The sequence below is a fragment of the Solimonas soli DSM 21787 genome (assembly GCF_000474945.1).
GTDB classification, from domain to species: domain Bacteria; phylum Pseudomonadota; class Gammaproteobacteria; order Nevskiales; family Nevskiaceae; genus Solimonas; species Solimonas soli.
In genome coordinates this window covers 101,332-121,846 of the sequence record NZ_KI440839.1, presented here as the reverse complement: position 1 = coordinate 121,846, position 20,515 = coordinate 101,332, and the positions used below count along the sequence as shown (strand labels likewise).

The window sequence follows — 20,515 nt, the reverse complement described above, 5'->3', positions numbered from 1 at the left end:
GAGCAGCTTGGGGATGAAGCTCAGCGTCATTTCGTTGATCTGCGTCGCCGCCTGCACGATGCCGACCAGCACGCCGACGGCGAGCGCGGCGAGCAGCAGCGGCGAGGCCAGCAGCAGGGTCAGCCACAGGGCTTCGCGCGCCAGCGACAGGACGGTCTCCGGCGTCATCGTCAGGCCGCCGCGTGGAACGAGGCCGCGAGCATGCCCATGACCAGCGACCAGCCGTCGACGAGCACGAACAGCATCAGCTTGAACGGCAGCGACACCAGCATCGGCGACAGCATCATCATGCCCATGCTCATCAGCACGCTCGACACCACGAGGTCGATGACCACGAAGGGGATGAACAGCAGAAAGCCGATCTGGAAGGCCGTGGTCAGCTCGGAGGTGACGAACGACGCGGCCAGCACCGTGAACGGAATGTCGTCCGGCGTCGCGTAGCTCTCGTGTCCGGCGATCTTGCCGAAGGTCATGAGATCGGCGTCGCGCACCTGCGCGAGCATGAAGGCGCGCAAGGGCTTCACGCCGGCGGCGAGCGCCGGCTCGAAGGCCATCTGTCCGTCCATGTACGGCCTGGCGCCGTCGTCGTAGGCCTTCTGCAGCACCGGCGCCATGACGAAGAAGCTGAGCAGCAGCGACAGGCCGACGAGGATCTGGTTGCTCGGCGTCTGGTTGGTGCCGAGCGCCTGCCGCAGCAGGCCGAGCACGACGACGATGCGCGTGAACGCCGTCATGCTCAGCAGCAGCGCCGGCAGCAGCGTCAGCAGCGTCATCAGCAGCAGCACTTCGACGTTGAGGCTGTACTGCGTGGCGCCGCCGGCGGCCGGCGTCGCCGTCACGCTGGGCAGGCCGGCGGCGGCGGCGAGGCCCGGCAGGGCCGGCGCGACCCACAGCGCGGCGCCGAGCAGGCGCTTGAGCCAGCGATGCCGCACGGCGGCGCGCGGACTGCGCTTCATGCCGCGCCCTGCCTGCGCAGCAGCTCGCGCAGCTTGTCGGCGAAGGGAATCACCACCGCATTCGCCGCCGGCGCATCGTCGCCCGACGCGGCGCGCGCGGCGCTGCCGGCATAGCGATGCAGCAGGCTCACGCAGCCCGGCGCAACGCCGACGACCAGGTGCTCGCCGCCGACCCGCAGCACGACGACGCGTTCCTTGCTGCCGATCGACACGCCGCCGAGCAGCTGCAGCTCGCCGCCGCCGCGCGCGGCGCGCAGGCCGCGCAGGCGCCGCGCCAGCCAGCCGAGCGCGAAGATCAGCGCGACGACCAGCGCCAGGCTGCCGAGCGCGCCGGCGACGCTGCCGGCACCGATCGCCGGCGGCGCCGACGGCACGGCGGCGTGGGCCGCAGCGGACGCGGCGGACGCGGCGGACGCGGCGGGCGCGGCGTCGAGCGCGGGACTCAGCTGCATGTCACTTCAGCTTGCGGATGCGTTCGGCCGGGCTGACCACGTCGGTCAGGCGGATGCCGAACTTCTCGTTGACGACCACCACCTCGCCGTGCGCGATCAGCGTGCCATTGGCATAGACGTTGAGCGGCTCGCCGGCGGCGCGTTCGAGCTCGATGACCGAGCCCTGGTTGAGCTGCAGCAGGTTGCGGATCGGCACGCGGGCGCGGCCGACTTCCATCGACAGCGTGACCGGCACGTCGAGGATGACGTCGAGATTGACGTCCATGCCGTTGCCGGTCGGCTTGTCCTCGAGGGTCTGGAAAGTGGCGCGCGTGGCTTCCGGAGCGACGGTGGGAGTGCTCATGCGGGTTCCTGGCTGGTGGCCGGCACGACGGCGCGGCGGATGACTTCGTGGATGCGCAGCGCGTTGTGGCCGTTGGCGATGCCGAAGCTGCCGCGGAACAGCGGCATCTCCTCGACGCAAAGTTCCAGGGTGCGCGGCAAGGTGACGGGAATGACGTCGCCGGCCTTCAGCTGCAGCAGCTGGCGCAGGCTCATGGTCGTGCGCACCAGCTCGCAGCTGACGTCGACCTCGGCGTCGCGGATCTGCGCGCGCAGCGTCGCCGGCCAGCGCTCGTCCTTGTCGCCGCGGTCGGACTGGATGCCGGCGTCGAGCAGATCGCGGATCGGTTCGAGCATCGAATACGGAAAGGTCAGGTGCAGGTGACCGCCGCCGCCTTCGAGATCGATCTTGAACTTGCAGGCGACGATGATCTCGCCCGGCGACACGATGTTGGCGAAATGCGGATTGACCTCGGAATTGAGGTACTCGAAATCGAGGCCCAGCACCGGGCTCCAGGCCTCCTGCTGGTCGGCGAAGACCTGGCGCAGCAGGAGCTGGATCACGCGCATCTCGGTCGGCGTGAACTCGCGGCCCTCGATCTTGGTCGGCAGCCGTCCGTCGCCGCCGAAGAAGTTGTCGACCACGGTGAACACCAGGCGCGGCTCGAACACGCACAGCGCGGTGCCGCGCAGCGGCTTGACGCGGATCAGGTTGAGGCTGGTCGGCACGAACAGCGAGTGCGTGTACTCGGAGAACTTCATGGTCTCGATGCCGACCACCGTCAGCTCCGGCGTGCGCCGCAGCATGTTGAACAACGAGATGCGGAACAGGCGCGCGAAGCGCTCGTTGACCATCTCCAGCGTCGGCATGCGGCCGCGCACGATGCGTTCCTGCGAGGCGAAGTCGTAGGAACGCGCTTCGCCCGGCGCGGCCGGCGGCGGCGCGGTATCGACCTTGCCGGAGTCGACGCCGTGCAGCAGCGCGTCGATTTCGTCCTGCGACAGCAGATCGCCGCTCATTGCGTGACGAAGCTGGTGAAGTAGACGGCTTCGATGGTCGGCTTGCCGGTCTCTTCGGTCATGATTTTCTGCACCTCGGCCAGCACCGACGCCTGCAGCTTCTCCTTGCCCTCGCGCGTGGCGATGTCGGCGGCGCGCTGCTGGGAGAAGATCATCAGCAGCGCGTTGCGGATGCGCGGCTCGTGCAGCTTGATCTCGTCCGCCGCCTGCGCCTCGCGCGCCATCAGCTGCACCTGCGCCTGCAGGAAGCGCGTGTCGTCGCCTTCGAGATTGACGACGAAGGCCGGATCGAGCGGGATGTAGACCGGCGGGCTTTTCTTCTCGACCTTCGCTTCTTCGCTCTTGCCTTCCTGGCCCGCCTCGGCGGCCGGCTTCGGCATCGCATGCTGCATCATCACGAAGCTGATGCCGGCGCTGGCGCCGACCGCGATCACGACGCCGGCGACGATCGGCAGCAGCAGGCTGCGCCTGGCGGCGGCGGCAGGCGGGTTCTCTTCTTCGGTGGCGGCGGCCTTGGCCATGTCGCGTGAGCTCCGGTGTGGTACCGGCGCCGAGCAAGACGTGTTCCAGCGCCGCGCGATGCCGGTGATGCGGCCGACGAGCGTGGCGTGCAAGCCCGCTGCGAACGGGGCCGCGACCGCAGATCGGCGACGGGCGGTCGCGGCGCCGGCGCGCGCGCCGGAAAGCCGTCGGCGTTTTCTGCGCACGCCGCGACGGTTTTCAGACGTAGGCGTCGACCAGCTTCAGGCGGCCGACGCGGCGCGGCGCGGCGCGCGGCTCGCGCGCGTCACGCCAGGCGTCGGACGTGCCGTCGGACTCGGACACGGCGGCGACGCGCGCATCGACCCGCGCGCGCAGCAGCTGCAGGCCTTGCGCGTCCAACAGCGCGCGCAGCTGCGGCACCGCGTTCTGCAGCAGCGCCCGCGTCGCCGGCAGATCCGCGCTGAAGGCGATCTGCGCCTCGTCGCCGCGGATCTGTACCTGCACGCTCATGGCGCCGAGCTCGACGGGATGCAGCTCGATGCGCGCGTGCTGCAGGCCGCCGTCGGTGATCCAGACGATGCGCTCGCCGAGGCCCTCGACGAAATCCGCATGATCGGGCGCCAGCTGCAGCGGCGGCGCCGTGGCCGGCTCCGGAAGCGGCGCCGCCGGCGTGGCGCCGCCGCCTTGCAAGGTCGACGGTGGCGGCAGCGACGGCACTGGCACTGGCACTGGCGCCGCGGCATCGGCGACGACGAGCGGCAAGGCGGCAAAGGACACATCGGCCTCGCGCGCCTCGCCCGGCGCCGATAGCGCGCCGTCCAGCGCCGTCGCCAGGGCGGCGCTCCCGTCCGCCGCGCCGAGCTCGGCGGCGGCGGTCTCCGGCGGCGCCGCGCCGATCGCCGCCGCCTTGCCGGCCCGATGCGTCGCGATGCCCGGCGCTGCCGGCGGCGCGACGGGCACAGTGTCCGGCGTTGCCGGCGGCAACAGGGTCTGGCGCAGGGCGAGCAGCCAGTCGATGACGCGCATGCCATCGGCCGCCGCGGCGCCCGCCGGCGCCGGGTCGGCGGCGGCCGGCGACGCGCTGTCCGCTGCGCCGTCGTCGGTCGCGGCTGCGGTGTCGTCGCTCGACGCCGCGCCGCCGGCGCCGAGCAGCTCGGCGAACGGCATGACGTCCGCGGCCGGCGCCGCCGCGGTTCGCGGCGGCGCGACGGGCGCGGCGGCGGCGGCCGCCGGCGGCACGGCGCTCAATCGCCTTCCGCGGCGCGACGGGCGTGGCGCTGCAGCGCCAGCTCGTCGTGCTGGCGCTGCTCGCGGCGTTCTTCCTCGCGACGCTCGCGCGCCACGTAGCAGCTCATCAGCTGCGCGACGGTGCGCGTCTCGCGCTGCTGCAGCAGCCAGTGCGCGCGGCACTGGTCGACGCCGCGCTGCGCCTGCTCGACGAGCTGCAGCTGGAAGCGCTCGGCCTCGCGCAGGCGTTCGATGAAGGCCTGGCGGTTGCGCAGCAGCTGCGGCGTCGCCGCCGCGTTCTGGCGCTCGTACTCCTCGCGGTAGCGGCACAGCTCGACGTAGCGCGCCTGGCGTTCGCCGAGCAGGCGCTGCGCGTCGATCAGCAGGCGCGCCGCGTCGTCCTCGCGACGATCGGCGAGCTGGCGCAGCGGCTGCAGGCGCTCGGACATGAGGGCATGACCCATGGTTCTTCTCCTCTTCAGCCCAGCAGTTCGGCGAGGCGGCGCCGGCTGTCGTCCAGACGCGCCGCCTCTCGTACCGACTGCTTCAGGAATTCCTCGATGCGCGGCCAGCGTTCGAGCGCGGCATCGACTTTCGCATCGGCGCCGCGCTGATAGGCGCCGATATTGATCAGGTCGCGGTTGCGCTGGTACGCGGCGAACAGCGCGCGCAGGCGGCGCGCCTGCTGCAGCTGCGTGTCGTCGACGATGTCGTGCATGACGCGCGAGATCGAGGCCTCGATGTCGATCGCCGGATACAGGCCGGCGTCGGCGATCGCCCGCGACAGCACGATGTGGCCGTCGAGAATGCCGCGCGCGGCGTCGGCGATCGGGTCCTGCAGATCGTCGCCCTCGGTCAGCACCGTGTAGAAAGCGGTGATCGAGCCCTGCCCTTCGCGGCCGTTGCCGGCGCGCTCGACGAGGCCCGGCAGGCGCGCGAACACCGACGGCGGATAGCCGCGCGTGGTCGGCGGCTCGCCGATCGCCAGACCGATCTCGCGCGCCGCCTGCGCGAAGCGCGTCAGCGAATCCATCAGCAGCAGCACGTGGCGGCCGCGATCGCGGAAATGCTCGGCGATCGCCGTCGCCGTGTAGGCGGCGCGCAGGCGCAGCAGCGGCGAGCGGTCGGCCGGCGTGGCGACCACCACGGCGCGCTGCAGACCCTCGGCGCCGAGGCTCTTGTCGAGGAACTCGCGCACTTCGCGGCCGCGCTCGCCGATCAGGCCGACGACCACGACGTCGGCCTGCGTGAAGCGCGTCATCATGCCGAGCAGCGTCGATTTGCCGACGCCGGTGCCGGCGAACAGGCCGAGGCGCTGGCCGCGGCCCACCGTCAGCAGCGAATTGATCGTGCGCACGCCGACGTCGAGCGGCAGCGTCACCGGCGCGCGCGTCAGCGGATTGATCGGCGTGGCGTCGACGCGCGCATGCGCATCGCCCTGCAGGCGGCCGCGGCCGTCGATTGGCTGGCCCTCGGCGTCGAGCACGCGGCCGAGCAGGGCGTCGCCGGCTTTGATCCCGGCGCCGCCCGCCAGCGGATGCACGCGCGCATTCGGCATCAGGCCGCGCATCTCGGCGGTCGGCATCAGGAAGGTGCGTTCGCCGGCGAAACCGACCACCTCGGCCTCGATGCCGCGCCCGTCGGCGCTGTCGACCTGCACGCGCGCGCCGATCGGCAGGCGGCAGCCGACCGCTTCCAGGGTGAGGCCGACGACGCGCTGCAGACGGCCCTCGGGACGCAGGGTGGCGATGCCGGGGACGGCGCCGCCGTGGCGCAGCAGGCGACCGCTCAGGCGCTGCGCCGAGGCGCGTCGCCACTCGTCGGGCCGGGCGCTCATGGCGTATCGCGCAAAGCGGCGGCGGCCAGCGCGATGCGCGTGTCGAGCCGCGCGTCGAGCCAGGTCGATTCGGTCTGCACGCGGCAATCGCCGCGCGCCAGCGCGGCGTCTTCGACGATGCGGAAATGCTGCGCGTCGGGCGGCGGCAGCAGCTCGCCGCGCGCGAGCTGCGCGTCCTGCGGGTGCAGGTAGAGACGGATGTCGCGCAGATCGGGCGGCAGGGCGGCGAGCGCGGCGCGCGCCAGCGCGACCACGCGCGCCGGCTCGCCGCGCAGTTCGTCGTCGAGCAGGCGCCGCGCGATCGCGCAGGCCAGATCGACCAGCGCGCGCTCGACTTCGTCGTCGAGCTGCGCGAGCGGCCGCGCGATCTGCTCGATCAGGGCACCCAGGCGCGCCGCCTCGCGGCGCATGTCCTCGCGGCCGGCGAGCCGGCCGTCCTCGTATCCGCGACGGCGGCCCTCCTCGTAGGCGGCGGCCTCGATATCCTCCAGCGCCTGCGCGGTCGGCGGCGCGTCGGCCGGCGCATCGAACACCGGCAAGGTCCAGCGCCTGAAGCGCGCCTGCGGATCCTCGAGCAGATCGACAGGCTCGGCGCGCTCGGCGGGCGTCGCCATCAGACCATCGCCTCACCGCCGCCGAGCGCGATCGTGCCGGCGTCGGCGAGACGGCGCGCCACGGCGAGGATTTCCTTCTGCGCTGCTTCGACGTCGGACAGCTTGGCCGGACCCTTCGCTTCCATGTCCTCGACCAGCATCTCGGCGGCGCGCTTCGACATGTTCTTGAGGATCTTTTCCTTGACGCGCGGATCGGCGCCTTTCAGCGCGAGGCCGAGCGTCTCGGTGGAGATTTCACGCAGCAGGGTCTGCGTGCTGCGGTCGTCGACGCCGGCCAGATCATCGAACACGAACATCAGATCCTGGATGCGCTGGCTCAGCTCGGCGTCGGCCTCGCCGATCTTGGCGACGATCGCCTGCTCCATCGACGAGTCCATCAGGTTGAGAATGATCGCCGCGGCCTTGATGCCGCCGACGCTCGACGATTTCAGATTGTTGGTGCCGGAGAACTGCTTCTCCATGATCTCGTCCAGCTCGCGCAGGGCCTGCGGCTGGATGCCGTCGAGCCGCGCGATGCGCATCAGCACGTCGCCGCGCATGCGTTCCGGCAGCAGCTGCACGATCTCCGCCGCCTGGTCGGGATCGAGATAGGCGAGCACGATGGCGACGATCTGCGGATGCTCGTTGCGCACGAGGTCGGCGACCGCGCGCGTCTCCATCCACTTCAGCGCCTCCAGGCCCTTGCTGTTGCGGCCGAGCAGAATGCGGTCGATCAGGCCCGAGGCCTTGTCCTGGCCCAGCGCGTTGACCAGCACGCGGCGCACGTAGTCGTCGGCGCCGACGCCGAGCGAGGTCTGGTCGTCGAGTTCGAGCGCGAAGCGCTCCATGACGTCGGTCGCGTGATCGCGCGTGATGTTCGCCAGCGACGCCATCGCCGCGCCGACCTTCTGCACGTCCTTGGCGCTCATGTGCTTGAGCACCTCGGCCGCCTCGGCTTCGCCGAGCGACATCAGCAGGATCGCGGCGCGCTCGACACCGCTGCTGTTCGCCGCTTCGCCCATCAGCCGTTCTCCTGACCGATCCAGCTCTTCACCACCTGCGCGACGCGCTTCGGATCCTCGGCGGCGGCCTTGCGCGCCAGCTGCAGGCGCTGCTCATACGGCGACGGTGGCGGCGGCTCGCCGCCGAGCGTCAGGCGATCGTCGGCGATCGGGCCCGCCGCGCGCCGGTCCTCGACCGTGCCTTCCAGCGCCGGCGCCTGCGTCGAGGCCGACAGCAGCTGGCGCAGGGCCGGACGCAGGATGAAGACGATCAGCGCGAGCACCAGCAGCACGCCGCCGCCCTGGCGCGCCCAGGACTGCAGCTGCGGCTGCTGCCAGAACGGCAGCGGCTCGACGGCGAGCGTCTCGTTCGGCACGAACGCCGAGTTCTGCACGGCGACCGAATCGCCGCGCGCGGCGTCGAAGCCGACCGCTTCCTTGACCAGCGCCTCCACCTTGCCGAGCTCCTCGGGCGTCAGCGCACGCATGACGGTTTTCTGGTCCCTGCCCTGCCCGTCGGTTTGCGGCACATGGTCGACGAGCACGGCGACCGACAGACGCCGGAGACGACCGACGGACTGCCGCGTGTGGCTGACGGTGCGGTCGAGCTCGTAGTTGCGCGTGGCCTGCCTGCTCTGCGACTGGATGTCGTCGCCCCTGCCGTCCGCGCCCGGCTGGCCGGCGGGCTGCCCCGACAATTGGTTGAGCGGCGGATTAGCGGTCTGCGGCGCCGGCTGGTTGCTGGTCGCGCCGGGAATGCCGGCGGCCGTCTTCGCCGCGCCGCGCTGCACGTCCTCCGACGTCTGTTCGCTGCGCAGCTTGGCCGGATCGGCGCCGTACTGCTCGCGCGCTTCCTCGGTTTCCGAGTAGTCCATGTCGGCAGCGACCTGCGCGTTGATGCGGCCGGCGCCGACCATCGGCGTCAGCAGCTGCTCGATGCGGCGCTGATAGTCGGCCTCGAGGCGGCGCGTGTAGTCGAACTGCTCGGCGGTGCGCGCCAGCGCGCTGTCGGAATCGCTGTTGGTCAGCAGGTGGCCGAACTGGTCGATCACCGTCACCGCCGCCGGCTGCAGGCCGGGCACGCTGGCGGCGACCAGGTGCACGATCGAGGCGACCTGGTCCTGCTCCAGCGTGCGGCCCGCGTACAGCTCGACGAACACCGACGCGCTCGGCGCGTCGCTCTTGCGCGCGAACGCGCTCGGCTTGGGAATCGCCAGATGGATGCGTGCGCCGCGCACCGGCTGCAGGCTGCCGATGGTGCGCGCCAGCTCCGTTTCCAGCGCGTGCTGGTAGCGCGCGTTCTCGACGAACTGGCTGGTGCCGAAGCCCTGGTCCTGCTGCATCAGCTCGAAGCCCTGGCTGTCGCTGCCGCGCGGCAGGCCCTGCGCCGCGAGCTTGAGACGCGCGTCGTAGAGCTGCGCCTGCGGCACGGTGACGGTGCCGCCGTCGAGCTTCATCGGAATGTTGGCGGCGCGCAGCGCATCGGCGAGTTCGGCGGCATCCTTGTCGGACAGGCCAGCGTAGACCGGCACATAGCCCGGCTTCTGCGACCACGACCAGATGCCGATGCCGATCGCCGCCGCGGCGGCGATGCCGAGCAGCACCGCGAGCTGGCGCAGTGCCGGAATGTCCTTGAGTTGCCGGGCCGCCGGCAGGGAGATCGTTGCCATCGCGCGCTAGCTCTCAGAGCGGCATGTTCATGATGTCCTGGTACGCCGCCACCAGGCGGTTGCGCACTTCGGTCATCGCCTTGAATTCGACCTGCGCCTTGGCGCCGGCCAGCATCACCGTCGACAGATCGGCGTTGTTGTCGCCGAGCGCGAACGAGCGCTGCAGCGCCGCCGCATTGTTCTGCGACTGGTTGACTTCGCCGATCGCCGCCTTGAGCACGCCGGCGAATCCGCCCTGCGGCTGCGCCGCCGTCGCGTCGACGCGCGCGGTCGCCGGCGCGAGGCTGGCCTGCGCCTGCAGGGAGCGGATCTGCGCGAGGACGCGGCTGACATCCATCTCGTTCATCGGGTCGTGACGCGGGTGACGGTTCGCAGGCAACGAGGCAACTTCCGTTCCTGCGCACGGCGCCAAACATTCGACACACAGCTTCAATACGCTTGTCGGCGATCAACGGTCGGCGCGTTGTGCTTGCGCTCGGTTTTTTGATCGGGCTTTTTGCTTTCGCCTTGCGGCGACTTACTTCTCTTTGCTTGTGCACCGAAAAGTAGGCGCCTCGAGGCGAAGAGAAGTAGGCAAGAGAAAGCACACCCTGGCTTTCGCGCCCTCGCTGCGCGAGGGTTCCCTGCGGTGCTCGACCGCCGGGCCGTCGCTGAAACTCGCGGGCTGCGCCCGCTCAGACAGTCAGCGCCGGACAACCCCCGGCGGTCTGCGCTCCTCGGCGCTTCGCAAAGGGGCCCAAAGTCAAAAGCCACGGCAACAGCGCCCCTCACCCCAACCCTCTCCCCGCAAGCGGGGAGAGGGAGTCTGTTTTTGCCGTTGCTTTGGCTTTTCGCTTTTGACTTTGGTCCCCTTAGGGCCGCACCGAGCAGCGCAGCGCGCGCAGGGGGTGAGCCGGGGATTTTCGGATGTCCGGTGGACATCCGCCCCGGCGAACGCCCCGCCCCGTGGGCGGGGCCGGATGGCGCGCCAGGACGGCACGCCAAGTCACCGTCAGGCCATGGATGGCCTGTCGGTGACGGCCCCGAGCACGTGAGCAGCACAGGCTTCCCCGCGACAGCGGGGATGCGGCCCTCAGGGTGTGCTTTCTCTTGCTTACTTCTCTTCGCCTCGAGGCGCCTACTTTTCGGTGCACAAGCAAAGAGAAGTAAGTCGCCGCAAGGCGAAATCAGAAAACTCGATCGAGCACCGATCACTGCAAAGCAGGCGATGCGGTCATCGCCGAGCCGGAGCGCCGCATGAGCAGCACGCGGCCCACCGACAGCATCACCGACTTCAGCCAGTTCAATGCCCTGCGCCGCGGCGCGCGCGAGAACGACGACGCCACCGTGCGCAAGGCCGCGCAGCAGTTCGAGGCGCTGTTCACGCAGCAGATGCTGAAGAGCGCGCGCGCCGCCTCGCCCGGCAACGACGTGATGGGCGGCGGGCAGACCGAGTTCTACCAGGACATCTTCGATCAGCAGATGGCCGTGCACCTGTCGTCCGGCAAGGGTCTCGGTCTCGCCGACCTGCTGGTGCGCCAGCTGCGCGGCACGGCCGCCGCCGAGGCGTCGGCCACGGCGGCGACGAACGCGGCGCTGCCGCTCGGCGCGATAGGCACGCCGCCATCCTTGCGTCTCAGCCCGACGCCGGTCGACAGCGGCCACGGCCTGAAGGCGGGCGGCGCGGCGGCGGCCTCGACGGCGGCGGGCGCCGGCGGCGACCAGCGCACGGCTTTCGTGCAGAAGATCCTGCCGCACGCCGAGCGCGCGGCGCGCGAGCTCGGCGTGCCAGCGCGGGTGCTGATCGCCCAGGCGGCGCTGGAAACCAGCTGGGGCCAGCATGCGATCCGCAAGGGCGATGGCGACCCCAGCCTCAACTACTTCGGCATCAAGGCCGACCGTCGCTGGCAGGGCGCCGAGGTGCGCACGACGACCACCGAGTACGTCGGCGGCAGCGCGCGGCGCGAGCGCGCCGATTTCCGCGCCTACGATTCGGCGGCGGCCTCGTTCGACGACTACGTGAACTTCCTGAAATCCAATCCGCGCTATGCCGACGCTCTGAACCACGGCGGCAGCGCGACGCATTTCGTGCAGGGCCTGCAGAAGGCCGGCTACGCGAGCGATCCGGCCTATGCGCAGAAGATCCTGCGCATCGCCGACGGGCCGACCCTGCAGCTCGCGCTCGCCGGCAGGCCGCGCACCGTGACGGCATGAGGAAGAGGTCATGAGCGATCTGCTTTCCACCGGCGTCTCGGCGCTGCTCGCCTACCAGACGGCGCTGAACACCACCAGCCACAACATCGCCAACGCCAACACCGAGGGCTATTCGCGGCAGCGCGTCGATCTGCTGTCGCGGCCCGGTTCGGGCACCGGCAGCGGCTACGTCGGCGCCGGCGTCGACGTGCAGTCGGTGCAGCGCATCACCGACGCGCTGGTCAACGGCCGCCTGCAGTCGAGCAACTCGGCCTATTCGCGCATTTCCGTCTACGCCGACTACGCGGCGCAGATCGACACGCTGTTCTCCGATTCCGGCACCAGCCTGACGACGCCGCTGAAGTCCTTCTTCGATGCCGCCAGCGCGCTCGCTTCGAATCCTTCGTCGACGGCGGCGCGGCAGGCGCTGCTCGGCAGCGCGCAGACCGTCGCCAGCCGCTTCGCGACGCAGCAGTCGCAGCTCGACGCGATGGACTCGCGGATCGACCAGTCGCTCGGCGCGACGGTCGCGGAGATCAACGACTACGGCGCGGCGCTGGCCAAGCTCAACGGCCAGATCGTCGATGCGCAGGCCGCGCTCGGCCAGCCGCCGAACGATCTGCTCGACCAGCGCGACACGCTCGTGCAGAAGATCGCGACGCGCGTCGGCGTGTCGACCACCCTGCAGGACGACGGCAGCCTCAACGTCTACACCGCCAGCGGCCAGGCGCTGGTGCTCGGCCAGCAGGCGACGGCGCTCGGCACGGCGGGCGACGCCTTCAACAGCGGCCGGCTCGATGTCAGCTTCAACGGCCAGCCGATCACCGCGCAGCTCAGCGGCGGCACGCTCGGCGGCCTGCTCGACACGCGGCGCGAGCTGGTCGATCCGGCGCGCGCCGAACTGGGCCGGCTCGCGGCCGGATTCGCCGCCGCGGTGAACGCGCAGAACGCCGCCGGCGTCGACCAGAACGGCCAGCGCGGCGGCGATCTGCTGACGCTGCCGAACGGCAGCGCGCTGGCGGCAAAGGCCAACACCGGCAACGCCGGCATGACGGTCGCGATCGGCGACGCCGGCGCGCTGAGCGGCAGCGATTACGTGCTGAAGTTCGACGGCAGCGCCTGGACCGCGAGCGACGCGCGCAGCGGCGCCGGCGTGGCGCTCTCCGGCACCGGCAGCGCCGCTGATCCGCTGAAGATCGGCGGCGCGGCGATCGTCGTCAGCGGCAGCGCGCAGGCCGGCGACAAGTTTCTCGTGCAGCCGACGGCCGATGTCGCCGGGCGGCTGAAGATGGCGACGCTCGATCCGGCCAGGATCGCCGCCGCCAGCGCGGTGTCGGCCAGCGCGGCGAGCGGCAACGGCGCGACGGTGGGCGCGCTCGCGGTCAGCGACGCCGGCAACGCCAATCTGACCGATGCGGTGACGATCAGCTTCACCGACGCCGGCACCTACCAGATCAACGGCAGCGGCAGCTATGCGTACAGCGCCGGCAGCGCGATCAGCGTCAACGGCTGGTCGCTGACGCTGTCCGGCGCGCCGGCCGCGGGTGACCGCTTCGCCATCGCCAGGACCGCCGCCGACAGCGGCGACAACCGCAACGCGCAGGCGCTCGCCGCGCTCGGCGGCCAGGCGCTGTTCGGCAGCGACTCGCTGAATGCCGCACAGACCGCGCTGAGCACGCGCGCCGGCACCGCCTCGCAGCAGGCGAGCCTCGCGCTCGACGCGCAGGGCGCGGTGAAGACGCAGGCCGAAGCGGCGCAGCAGTCGGCGTCCGGCGTCAATCTCGACGAGGAGGCCGCCGATCTGGTGCGCTTTCAGCAGGCCTATCAGGCGGCGGCGCAGGTGATCGCGACCGCCAACCAGATCTTCCAGTCGCTGCTGTCGGCGGCGAGAGGCTGATGACGATGCGCATCTCCACCGCGTGGCACTACCAGCAGGGCGTCGCCGAGATGCAGCGCCAGCAGAACAATCTGGCGAAGACGCAGCTGCAGCTCAGCTCCAACCAGAAATGGGCGAGCGCCGCCGACGATCCGGCCGGCTGGGCGACGGCGCAGGGCTACGACGCGCTGCTCGCGCAGAGCGCGCGCTATACCGCCAGCGCGCAGGCCGCGCAGGCCCAGCTGCAGCTCGGAGAGGACAGCGTGGCCAGCGGCGTCGGTCTCCTGCAGCACGTCCGCGAACTGGTCGTGCAGGCCAACACGGCGACGCAGTCGGACGATTCACGCAAGGCGATCGCCCAGGAGCTGAGCGGCATCCGCGACCAGCTGCTCGCGCTCGCCAACACCGGCGACGGCCAGGGCCGCTATCTGTTCGGCGGCGCCGCCAACGCGCAGGCGCCGTTCGCCTGGAACGGCAGCAGCGCCAGCTACAGCGGCGACCAGACGACGCTCACCGCGCAGGTCGGCAGCCAGCGCGCCATCGCCCAGAACGAGCCGGGCAGCGCCGTGTTCATGGGCATCCGCGGCGGCAACGGCGTGTTCGGTGTCACCGCCGGCGCGGCCAATGCCGGCGGCGCGGTGCTCACGCAGGCCACGCTGAGCGACGCTTCGGCCTGGGACGGCGGCAGCTACACCGTGCGTTTCAGCGCCGCCGATGCCTACGAAATCGTCGACGGCAGCGGTGCCGTGCTGCAGAGCGGCAGCTACGCCAGCGGCGGCGCCATCAGCTTCCGCGGCGCGACGCTCAGCTTCAGCGGCACGCCGGCCGCCGGCGACGGCTTCTCGCTGGCGCCGGCGGCGACGCAGGACCTGTTCGCGCTGGTCGACGGTCTGGCGCGGCTGGTCGCGCAGCCGCAGAGCGGCCATCCGGCGCAGGCGGCGCAGATCCAGACCGCGCTGCAGCAGGGCCTCGCCGGCCTGCAGAATGCCGAGGATCGCCTCAGCGAGGTGCGCACCGGCATCGGCCTTCGCCTCGATGCGCTCGACGACGCGCTCGACGTGTCGGCCGCGCAGAGCGAGCACGCCAGCAACGCGGTCGCCGATCTGCGCGACACCGACTACGCCGACGCCATCGCCCGCGTGCAGCTGCAGATGACGACCCTGCAGGCCGCGCAGCAGGTCTACGTCAAGGTGCAGGGCCTGTCGCTGTTCGACTATCTGCGCTGAAGGCGTCGCTCAGCGATCGTGCTTCGATCGCTGGCCGGTGCTGCCGCCGGTATCGCTCCGGCCGCCGGCCCGCATCGCGCGGCCGTGCGCGGCGCGCGCCTTGCGGTTGACCGACGGCTCGTGCTGCGCACCGCTGTCGCGGCGCGCGCGCGGTTTGCCGGGCTGCTTCATGTCGCTCTCCGTGCATGGGTGTGTCATTGCGACCCCGCCGGCGCGCCGGCGTTCACTTCTCGCGCCCACGAAAAAGCCGGCCGCGAGGGCCGGCTTTCGTTACCGTGCGCGACTCAGAAGCGATAGCCGACGAAGGCGCCCGCCGTCCATGGATCGAGCGTGATGTCGATCTTCTGGCCGGTGCTCAGCGACGAGGTGGTCTTCAGGAAGGTCTTGGCGCCCATGACTTCGGCAAACCAGCGATCGTTGAAGTGCCAGACCACGCCGAGCTGCGGCGTCAGCGCGAACTTCGAGTCGATGTCGAGCTTGGTCGGCTCGCCGCCGCCCGGGTTGGTGAGGCCGGTCAGGGTGCCGTTGCCCTTCTCGTCGAAGAAGTAGGCGTAGGTCAGGCCGAGGCCGACGTAGGGCCGCAGCCTGGCGCCGGCGCCGAGGAAGCGGTACTGCGCGAACAGCGTGGCCGGCATCGCCCTGGTTTCGCCGATCTTGCCGACGCCGTCGATGGTGCCGGCGCCCTTGATGTCGTACTTGAAGGGCAGGGCCAGCGGCACTTCCACCGACCAGTGTTCGGTGATCATGTAGACGATGCCGCCGGCGAGTTGCGTGTCGCCCGACGAGGTGTCGATCTTGGTGCCGGGCTGGCTCGGTGCGGACAGGTCGCCGCTGCGCGAGTCCGGCATGATCGACATCACGCCGCCCTTGATCAGCCACGAGCCGGCGCTTTCCTGGGCCTGCGCGCCCATGCTGAAGGCGGCGGACAGCGCGGCCGCGGCCGCGATCTTTGCAATGTTGTTCATCATATTGTCTCCGCGCCTCACAGCCAGCCGGCCTTGGCGAGAACGTCGGTCACCATTTCGGCCAGCAGCTGGTGGCCGTAAGGCGTCGGGTGGAAGGTGTTGGCGAACACGTAGGAGCGCCAGCCGGGCAGGCCCGCATCGAGGATGGTGTCGGTGCAGGTGCTGAGCTCGTCCGGATTCGGCGATTCCATCGCCGTCTGCACGGCGGTGCAGACCGGCGTCGTGACGTTGCTCAGCGCGTACTGCGCCGGGTCGGCCATCTCGTTGTTGAAGTGCGTGTAGAAATCGACGATGGCGATGCGCGAGTCGTCGCCGAGCTTGGCGACCAGCTCGTCGTTGAACACCGTCAGCCAGCCCTGCGCCAGCGTGCCGATCGTCGCGAGCGTCGCCGTGGCGTCCTCTTCCGACATGCCGCCCGCGATCAGCTGCTGCTTGAGGCCGATCTGGAACTTCGGCGTCTTGGTGACGTCCAGCGTGTTCTGCACCACGACGTGCGTGGCGCCGGCGGCGAGCACCGTGCCCTGCACGGTGGCCGCCAGCGTGTCGGCGAGCACCGTCATGTAGATGCCGCCCGCGGTCGGCAAGTCGCCGCTGCCGAGCGCGGTCTGCGCCTGCGTGCGCACCGCGTCGTACTGGCTGCCGGCCGGGATCACGCTGAGCACGCGCTTGGCGAAGTGCTGCTGGTAGGCGGTGCTGCCCTGCTGCGCGTAGAGCAGGTAGGTAAGCATCGCCGCGACATCGTTGGCGCCGGCGTCGCCGCCGACCAGCACGAGGTCGTCCGCGCCGAAGCCGTCATTGGCCGCCGCGTGCGTGGCGGCATCGCCGAGCTGCTTGAGGATCGAGATCGGCGAGGCGTTGTTGACGCTGTCATTGGCCGGATCGGCCGCCGGCACGAAGTTCTGGATCACCGCGCCGCCGATCGCGTAATTGGTGCAGCCCGCGCCGGTGTTGTCGGCGAAGGTGGTGGCCGAGGTCGCGAGGTAGGCCGGGCACAGATCGTCGACGTCGTAGGTCGCCGCGACGCGCTCGCTCCACACGCGGTAGGTCTGGCCTTCCGACGGCTGGACCGTGAACTTGTAGCCGAAGGTGCCGCTGTCGGTAAGACTCGCGCCGAAGGCGGTGACGGAGGTGAACGAGGCTTTGGTGGCGCCGCTGTTGCCGCCGCCGCCGCCGCACGCGGCGAGGGCCGACAAGGCGAGCGCAATGAGACATCTCCTCACGGTGTTGCTCCTGATCGTTGTGATGGGAAGGCGTTCGCCCTGGCGGGCGGATGGGCGGCAGACTAGGCGATTCCCTACACGACGATGAGGCGATTCCCGACAATCGGGCCCCATTCTGGGAGGAACGGACGCGCCTGGCTCCCCAATGTGAGGCAGCACACGAGGTGCCTGGCACCGTCGCGGTGCGGCGACCGCCGGGCAATGCCGTTCGTCCATGGGCCGCGGCCGTCCATCGCCGATCGGCGAAGTCGCTCAAGTTTGTGCGGCGTGGCCCGATAAGGAATCAGCAACGGCAATCCGCTCACGGATCTGCTGAGGCAGGACCGAAAGCCGTTGTGGCCGTCGGCCCGGATTTCCAACCTTCCTCATCAGGAGTGCATTCATGCAAGGCATTAATACCAACGTGATGTCGCTGAACGCGCAGCGCAATCTGCAGTCGTCGCAGTCGTCACTTTCGACCTCGATCCAGCGCCTGTCCTCGGGCCTGCGCATCAACAGCGCCAAGGACGATGCCGCCGGCCTGGCGATCTCCAGCCGCTTCTCGAGCCAGATCACCGGCCTCAACCAGGCGCAGCGCAACGCCAACGACGGCATCTCGCTGGCGCAGACCGCCGACGGCGCGCTGAGCTCGATCTCCGATTCGCTGCAGCGCGTCCGCGAACTGGCCGTGCAGTCGGCCAACGCCACCAACTCGTCGACCGACCGCGCCGCGCTGCAAGCCGAAGCCACGCAGCTGCTCAGCGAAATCGACCGCGTCGCCGACCAGACGCAGTTCAACGGCGTCAAGCTGCTCGACGGCAGCTTCACCTCGGCGGTGTTCCAGGTCGGCGCCAACGCCGGCGAGACGATCACCGTGTCCTCGTTCGGCGACGCCAACGTCGCCGCGCTGAGCTCGGTGACGGCCGCCACCGGCCAGTCGAGCGCGGTGTCGGGCATCACGGCGCTCGGCGCGGTCGGCGCCGGTGCGCTGGTGATCAATGGCGTCGACGTCGGCGCCGGCATCACCGCCGCCGGTTCGGCGCAGCAGCGCGTCGGCCAGGTCGTCGATGCGATCAACAACTACGCCTCGCAGACCGGCGTCAACGCCGCCTTCGACAGCTCGACCGGCAAGATCGTGCTCAGCTCGGATGCGACGATCGCCGTCACCGGCACCGACGACGGCACCGCCACCGGCTTCAACGTCGCCGGCGGCGACGGCTCGGCGACCGCGACGACCACGACCGGCCTCACCGGCCTCAGCCTGAACTCGTACGCCGGCGCTTCGCTCGCCATCAAGCAGGTCGACAGCGCGCTCGCGCAGATCAACTCGACGCGCGCCAGCATCGGTGCGGTGCAGAACCGCTTCGAGTCGGTGGTCAGCAACCTGGCGACGACCTCGGAGAACCTCTCCGCCGCGCGTTCGCGCATCCAGGACGCCGACTTCGCGGTCGAAACGGCGAACATGACGCGCGCGCAGATCCTGCAGCAGGCCGGCACGGCGATGCTGGCCCAGGCCAACTCGGCGCCGCAGAACGTGCTCAGCCTGCTCAAGGGCTGAATGCGGGTCGAAGACGGGGTGCGGCGGCGCGAAGAAGCGCGCCGCCGCACCCGGGCTTCGCGAAAGGATTCGCAAGGCGGTCAGCGCCGATGGACGCCGCCGGAGGCGGAGGACGACGGACCTGACCAGAGGTTTCGGCGATGAGCGATGCAATCAAGGCAATCGAGCCGGCGGCCGCACCGAAAGGTGCGGCCCGCTTCGGCGTTTCCGACGGGAAAGGCGACGGCCGCGCGGCGGCGGCCGCAGGTTCGGCCGGCGTCGCCGGCGACGGCGAGGCCGATCTGGCGGCACTGCAGCAGGCCTTCGCGGAGCTATCCCAGCAGCTCGCCAGGAACGATGTCGATCTGACCTATCGCGTCGACGGCGATCTGCATCGCGTGATCGTCGAAGTCGTCGATCGCCGCGACGGCACCGTGCTGCGACAGATTCCCGGCGAGGAGGCCTTGCGCCTGGCCCGGATGATGCGGGACGGCCACGGCGGGCTGCTGCAGGTTCAGGCATGAGGACGGAAAAATGGCGTCGGTGAGCTCCACGGGTACTCTCACGTCGGCGGGCGTCGGCTCCGGGCTCGACATCGAATCGCTGATCAGCAAGCTGGTGTCGGCCGAGAAGACGCCGACCGAAACGCGCCTGACGACCAAGCAGACGACGATCAACACGCAGCTGTCGGCGGTCGCCACTTTCAAGTCGGTGCTCGGCAATCTGCAGGGCAAGCTCGACGCGCTGAAGTCCGACGGCACGCTGGCGACGCTGACGGCGAACTCGTCCGACACCAATGTGTTCACCGCCTCGACGACCAGCAGCGCGACGCGCGGCAGCTATTCCGTCGAGGTGGTGGCGCTGGCGCAGTCGCACAAGCTCGCGTCGACGGCATACGTCGGCGGCGCCGGCAGCGCGCTCGGCAGCGGCGACATGACGATCACGGTCGGCGGCAAGTCGTTCAAGGTCACGCTCGGCAGCACCGCCAACACGCTCGCCGATCTCAAGAACGCCATCAACGACGCCGCCGACAACAGCGGCGTCACGGCGACGCTGATCAGCGAAAGCGGCGGCGCGCGGCTGATGCTGACGGCCAACGAAACCGGCGCCGACAACGCCATCACCGTCAGCTCGTCGCTGACCAGCTTCACCGAGAAGCAGCCGGCCGCCGACGCGCACATCCGCGTCGACGGCTACGATGTCTACTCCGATTCGAACAGCGTCGACGACGCCATCGACGGCGTGACGCTCAATCTGCTCAAGGCCCAGGCCGGCACGACCGACACGCTGAACGTCGCGCTCGACACCACCTCGGCGTCGTCGGCGATCCAGGCCTTCGTCAACGCCTACAACAGCGCGATGACGGCGATGACCTCGCTGACCAAGTACGACGCCGCGAGCAAAACCGCGGCGACGCTCAACGGCGACCCGATGGTGCGTGGCGCGATGACCACGCTGCGCGGCATCCTCGGCACGACGGTCGACGGTGCCGGCAGCTACAGCTATCTGTCGCAGATCGGCATCACGGCGAACAGCGATGGCACGCTGACGCTCGACAGCAGCAAGCTGAAGTCGGCGCTGCAGACCGACAGTGCCTCGGTGCAGAAGCTGTTCGGCGGCAGCGCCGGCTACGCGACCCGGCTCGACGCGGCGATCGAGAAGATCGTCGGCGACGATGGCCAGATCGACGCCCGCGACGACGCCCTGCAGGCGCAGCTCGACACGATCAGCGACCAGCTCGACGCGCTCGACACGCGCATGGCCAAGGTCGAGGCCCGTTACCGCGCGCAGTACACCGCGCTCGACACGCTGATGGCCTCGATGCAGACCACCAGCACCTATCTCACGCAGCAGCTCAGCGCACTCGCCAAGCTCGGCGGCAGCTCGTCGGGTTCGTGAGCCTCGGCGCGCCGCGTGCCGGCGCAGGGCGCGATCCGTGCGGTGCGATGCGCGTTCGAAGCGGTCGGCGACGGCGAGATC

At 70.4% G+C, this 20,515-nt stretch carries 22 protein-coding genes; 6 read left to right on the top strand and 16 right to left on the bottom strand.

Features of this window, described 5'->3' with window-relative positions; translation table 11 throughout:
- From K344_RS22510 to fliE, 13 genes are all read right to left on the bottom strand, one after another.
- On the bottom strand, positions 1-168 hold a 168-nt coding region (locus tag K344_RS22510), incomplete at its 3' end, for a flagellar biosynthetic protein FliQ (protein WP_043114983.1).
- A gap of 2 nt (positions 169-170) precedes the next feature.
- Entirely contained in the window at positions 171-956 is a 786-nt protein-coding gene (fliP, locus tag K344_RS0118325; RefSeq protein WP_043114943.1) for a flagellar type III secretion system pore protein FliP, read from the bottom strand.
- Entirely contained in the window at positions 953-1,408 is a 456-nt protein-coding gene (fliO, locus tag K344_RS22505; RefSeq protein WP_051362404.1) for a flagellar biosynthetic protein FliO, read from the bottom strand. Before fliO ends, fliP begins: the two co-directional genes overlap by 4 nt.
- A 1-nt stretch (position 1,409) precedes the next feature.
- Positions 1,410-1,751 (bottom strand): flagellar motor switch protein FliN, encoded by a 342-nt coding sequence (gene fliN / locus K344_RS0118315; protein WP_028081887.1) that lies wholly within the window; start codon positions 1,749-1,751, stop codon positions 1,410-1,412.
- A complete protein-coding gene (gene fliM / locus K344_RS0118310) occupies positions 1,748-2,749 on the bottom strand; it encodes a flagellar motor switch protein FliM (RefSeq protein ID WP_028081886.1) in 1,002 nt (333 codons plus the stop codon). The genes fliN and fliM overlap by 4 nt, the downstream gene beginning before the upstream one ends.
- Positions 2,746-3,270 (bottom strand): flagellar basal body-associated FliL family protein, encoded by a 525-nt coding sequence (locus K344_RS0118305; protein ID WP_028081885.1) that lies wholly within the window; start codon positions 3,268-3,270, stop codon positions 2,746-2,748. Before K344_RS0118305 ends, fliM begins: the two co-directional genes overlap by 4 nt.
- Positions 3,271-3,469: 199 nt before the next feature.
- Positions 3,470-4,471 carry a flagellar hook-length control protein FliK gene (locus K344_RS0118300; protein ID WP_245586267.1) on the bottom strand — a complete coding sequence of 334 codons (1,002 nt, stop codon included), beginning with the start codon at positions 4,469-4,471 and terminating at the stop codon, positions 3,470-3,472.
- Positions 4,472-4,476: 5 nt separating this feature from the next.
- Complete coding sequence (gene fliJ / locus K344_RS23235; protein WP_084197609.1) at positions 4,477-4,923, bottom strand: flagellar export protein FliJ; 447 nt, start codon at positions 4,921-4,923, stop codon at positions 4,477-4,479.
- A 14-nt stretch (positions 4,924-4,937) separates the two neighbouring features.
- The gene (gene fliI, locus K344_RS0118290) at positions 4,938-6,296 is read right to left on the bottom strand and encodes a flagellar protein export ATPase FliI (protein WP_028081883.1); all 1,359 of its coding nucleotides are present in this window, start codon (positions 6,294-6,296) and stop codon (positions 4,938-4,940) included.
- A complete protein-coding gene (locus K344_RS22495; RefSeq protein ID WP_051362402.1) occupies positions 6,293-6,910 on the bottom strand; it encodes a FliH/SctL family protein in 618 nt (205 codons plus the stop codon). Before K344_RS22495 ends, fliI begins: the two co-directional genes overlap by 4 nt.
- Positions 6,910-7,911: a flagellar motor switch protein FliG gene (gene fliG / locus K344_RS0118280; RefSeq protein WP_028081882.1), complete on the bottom strand. Its 1,002-nt coding sequence runs from the start codon at positions 7,909-7,911 to the stop codon at positions 6,910-6,912. The genes K344_RS22495 and fliG overlap by 1 nt, the downstream gene beginning before the upstream one ends.
- Positions 7,911-9,560 carry a flagellar basal-body MS-ring/collar protein FliF gene (gene fliF / locus K344_RS0118275; protein WP_028081881.1) on the bottom strand — a complete coding sequence of 550 codons (1,650 nt, stop codon included), beginning with the start codon at positions 9,558-9,560 and terminating at the stop codon, positions 7,911-7,913. The genes fliG and fliF overlap by 1 nt, the downstream gene beginning before the upstream one ends.
- Before the next feature lie 13 nt (positions 9,561-9,573).
- On the bottom strand, positions 9,574-9,906 hold the full coding sequence (gene fliE / locus K344_RS0118270) for a flagellar hook-basal body complex protein FliE (RefSeq protein ID WP_028081880.1): 333 nt from the start codon (positions 9,904-9,906) through the stop codon (positions 9,574-9,576).
- A gap of 890 nt (positions 9,907-10,796) precedes the next feature.
- On the opposite strand from fliE, the gene flgJ reads away from it, so the two are divergent.
- From flgJ to flgL, 3 genes are read left to right on the top strand one after another with little or no spacing between them, the layout of a single operon-like run.
- The gene (gene flgJ, locus K344_RS0118265) at positions 10,797-11,753 is read left to right on the top strand and encodes a flagellar assembly peptidoglycan hydrolase FlgJ (RefSeq protein WP_028081879.1); all 957 of its coding nucleotides are present in this window, start codon (positions 10,797-10,799) and stop codon (positions 11,751-11,753) included.
- 10 nt (positions 11,754-11,763) lie between these two features.
- On the top strand, positions 11,764-13,629 hold the full coding sequence (gene flgK / locus K344_RS0118260) for a flagellar hook-associated protein FlgK (RefSeq protein ID WP_028081878.1): 1,866 nt from the start codon (positions 11,764-11,766) through the stop codon (positions 13,627-13,629).
- A complete protein-coding gene (flgL, locus tag K344_RS0118255) occupies positions 13,629-14,834 on the top strand; it encodes a flagellar hook-associated protein FlgL (RefSeq protein ID WP_051362401.1) in 1,206 nt (401 codons plus the stop codon). Before flgK ends, flgL begins: the two co-directional genes overlap by 1 nt.
- Positions 14,835-14,843: 9 nt before the next feature.
- On the opposite strand, the gene K344_RS24235 is transcribed toward flgL, so the two are convergent.
- From K344_RS24235 to K344_RS0118240, 3 genes are all read right to left on the bottom strand, one after another.
- The gene (locus K344_RS24235) at positions 14,844-15,005 is read right to left on the bottom strand and encodes a hypothetical protein (protein WP_157623105.1); all 162 of its coding nucleotides are present in this window, start codon (positions 15,003-15,005) and stop codon (positions 14,844-14,846) included.
- 113 nt (positions 15,006-15,118) lie between these two features.
- Complete coding sequence (locus K344_RS0118245; protein WP_028081876.1) at positions 15,119-15,799, bottom strand: OmpW/AlkL family protein; 681 nt, start codon at positions 15,797-15,799, stop codon at positions 15,119-15,121.
- A gap of 17 nt (positions 15,800-15,816) precedes the next feature.
- Positions 15,817-17,019, bottom strand: a complete 1,203-nt coding sequence (locus K344_RS0118240; RefSeq protein WP_157623103.1) for an SGNH/GDSL hydrolase family protein — start codon at positions 17,017-17,019, stop codon at positions 15,817-15,819.
- A 382-nt stretch (positions 17,020-17,401) separates the two neighbouring features.
- Between K344_RS0118240 and K344_RS0118235 the strand changes: the two genes are divergently transcribed.
- From K344_RS0118235 to fliD, 3 genes are all read left to right on the top strand, one after another.
- Complete coding sequence (locus K344_RS0118235; RefSeq protein WP_043114941.1) at positions 17,402-18,556, top strand: flagellin N-terminal helical domain-containing protein; 1,155 nt, start codon at positions 17,402-17,404, stop codon at positions 18,554-18,556.
- Positions 18,557-18,696: 140 nt separating this feature from the next.
- Positions 18,697-19,059 (top strand): flagellar protein FlaG, encoded by a 363-nt coding sequence (locus tag K344_RS0118230; RefSeq protein WP_028081873.1) that lies wholly within the window; start codon positions 18,697-18,699, stop codon positions 19,057-19,059.
- 19 nt (positions 19,060-19,078) lie between these two features.
- Positions 19,079-20,434: a flagellar filament capping protein FliD gene (gene fliD / locus K344_RS0118225; protein WP_169729323.1), complete on the top strand. Its 1,356-nt coding sequence runs from the start codon at positions 19,079-19,081 to the stop codon at positions 20,432-20,434.
- The last annotated feature ends 81 nt before the right edge of the window (positions 20,435-20,515 follow it).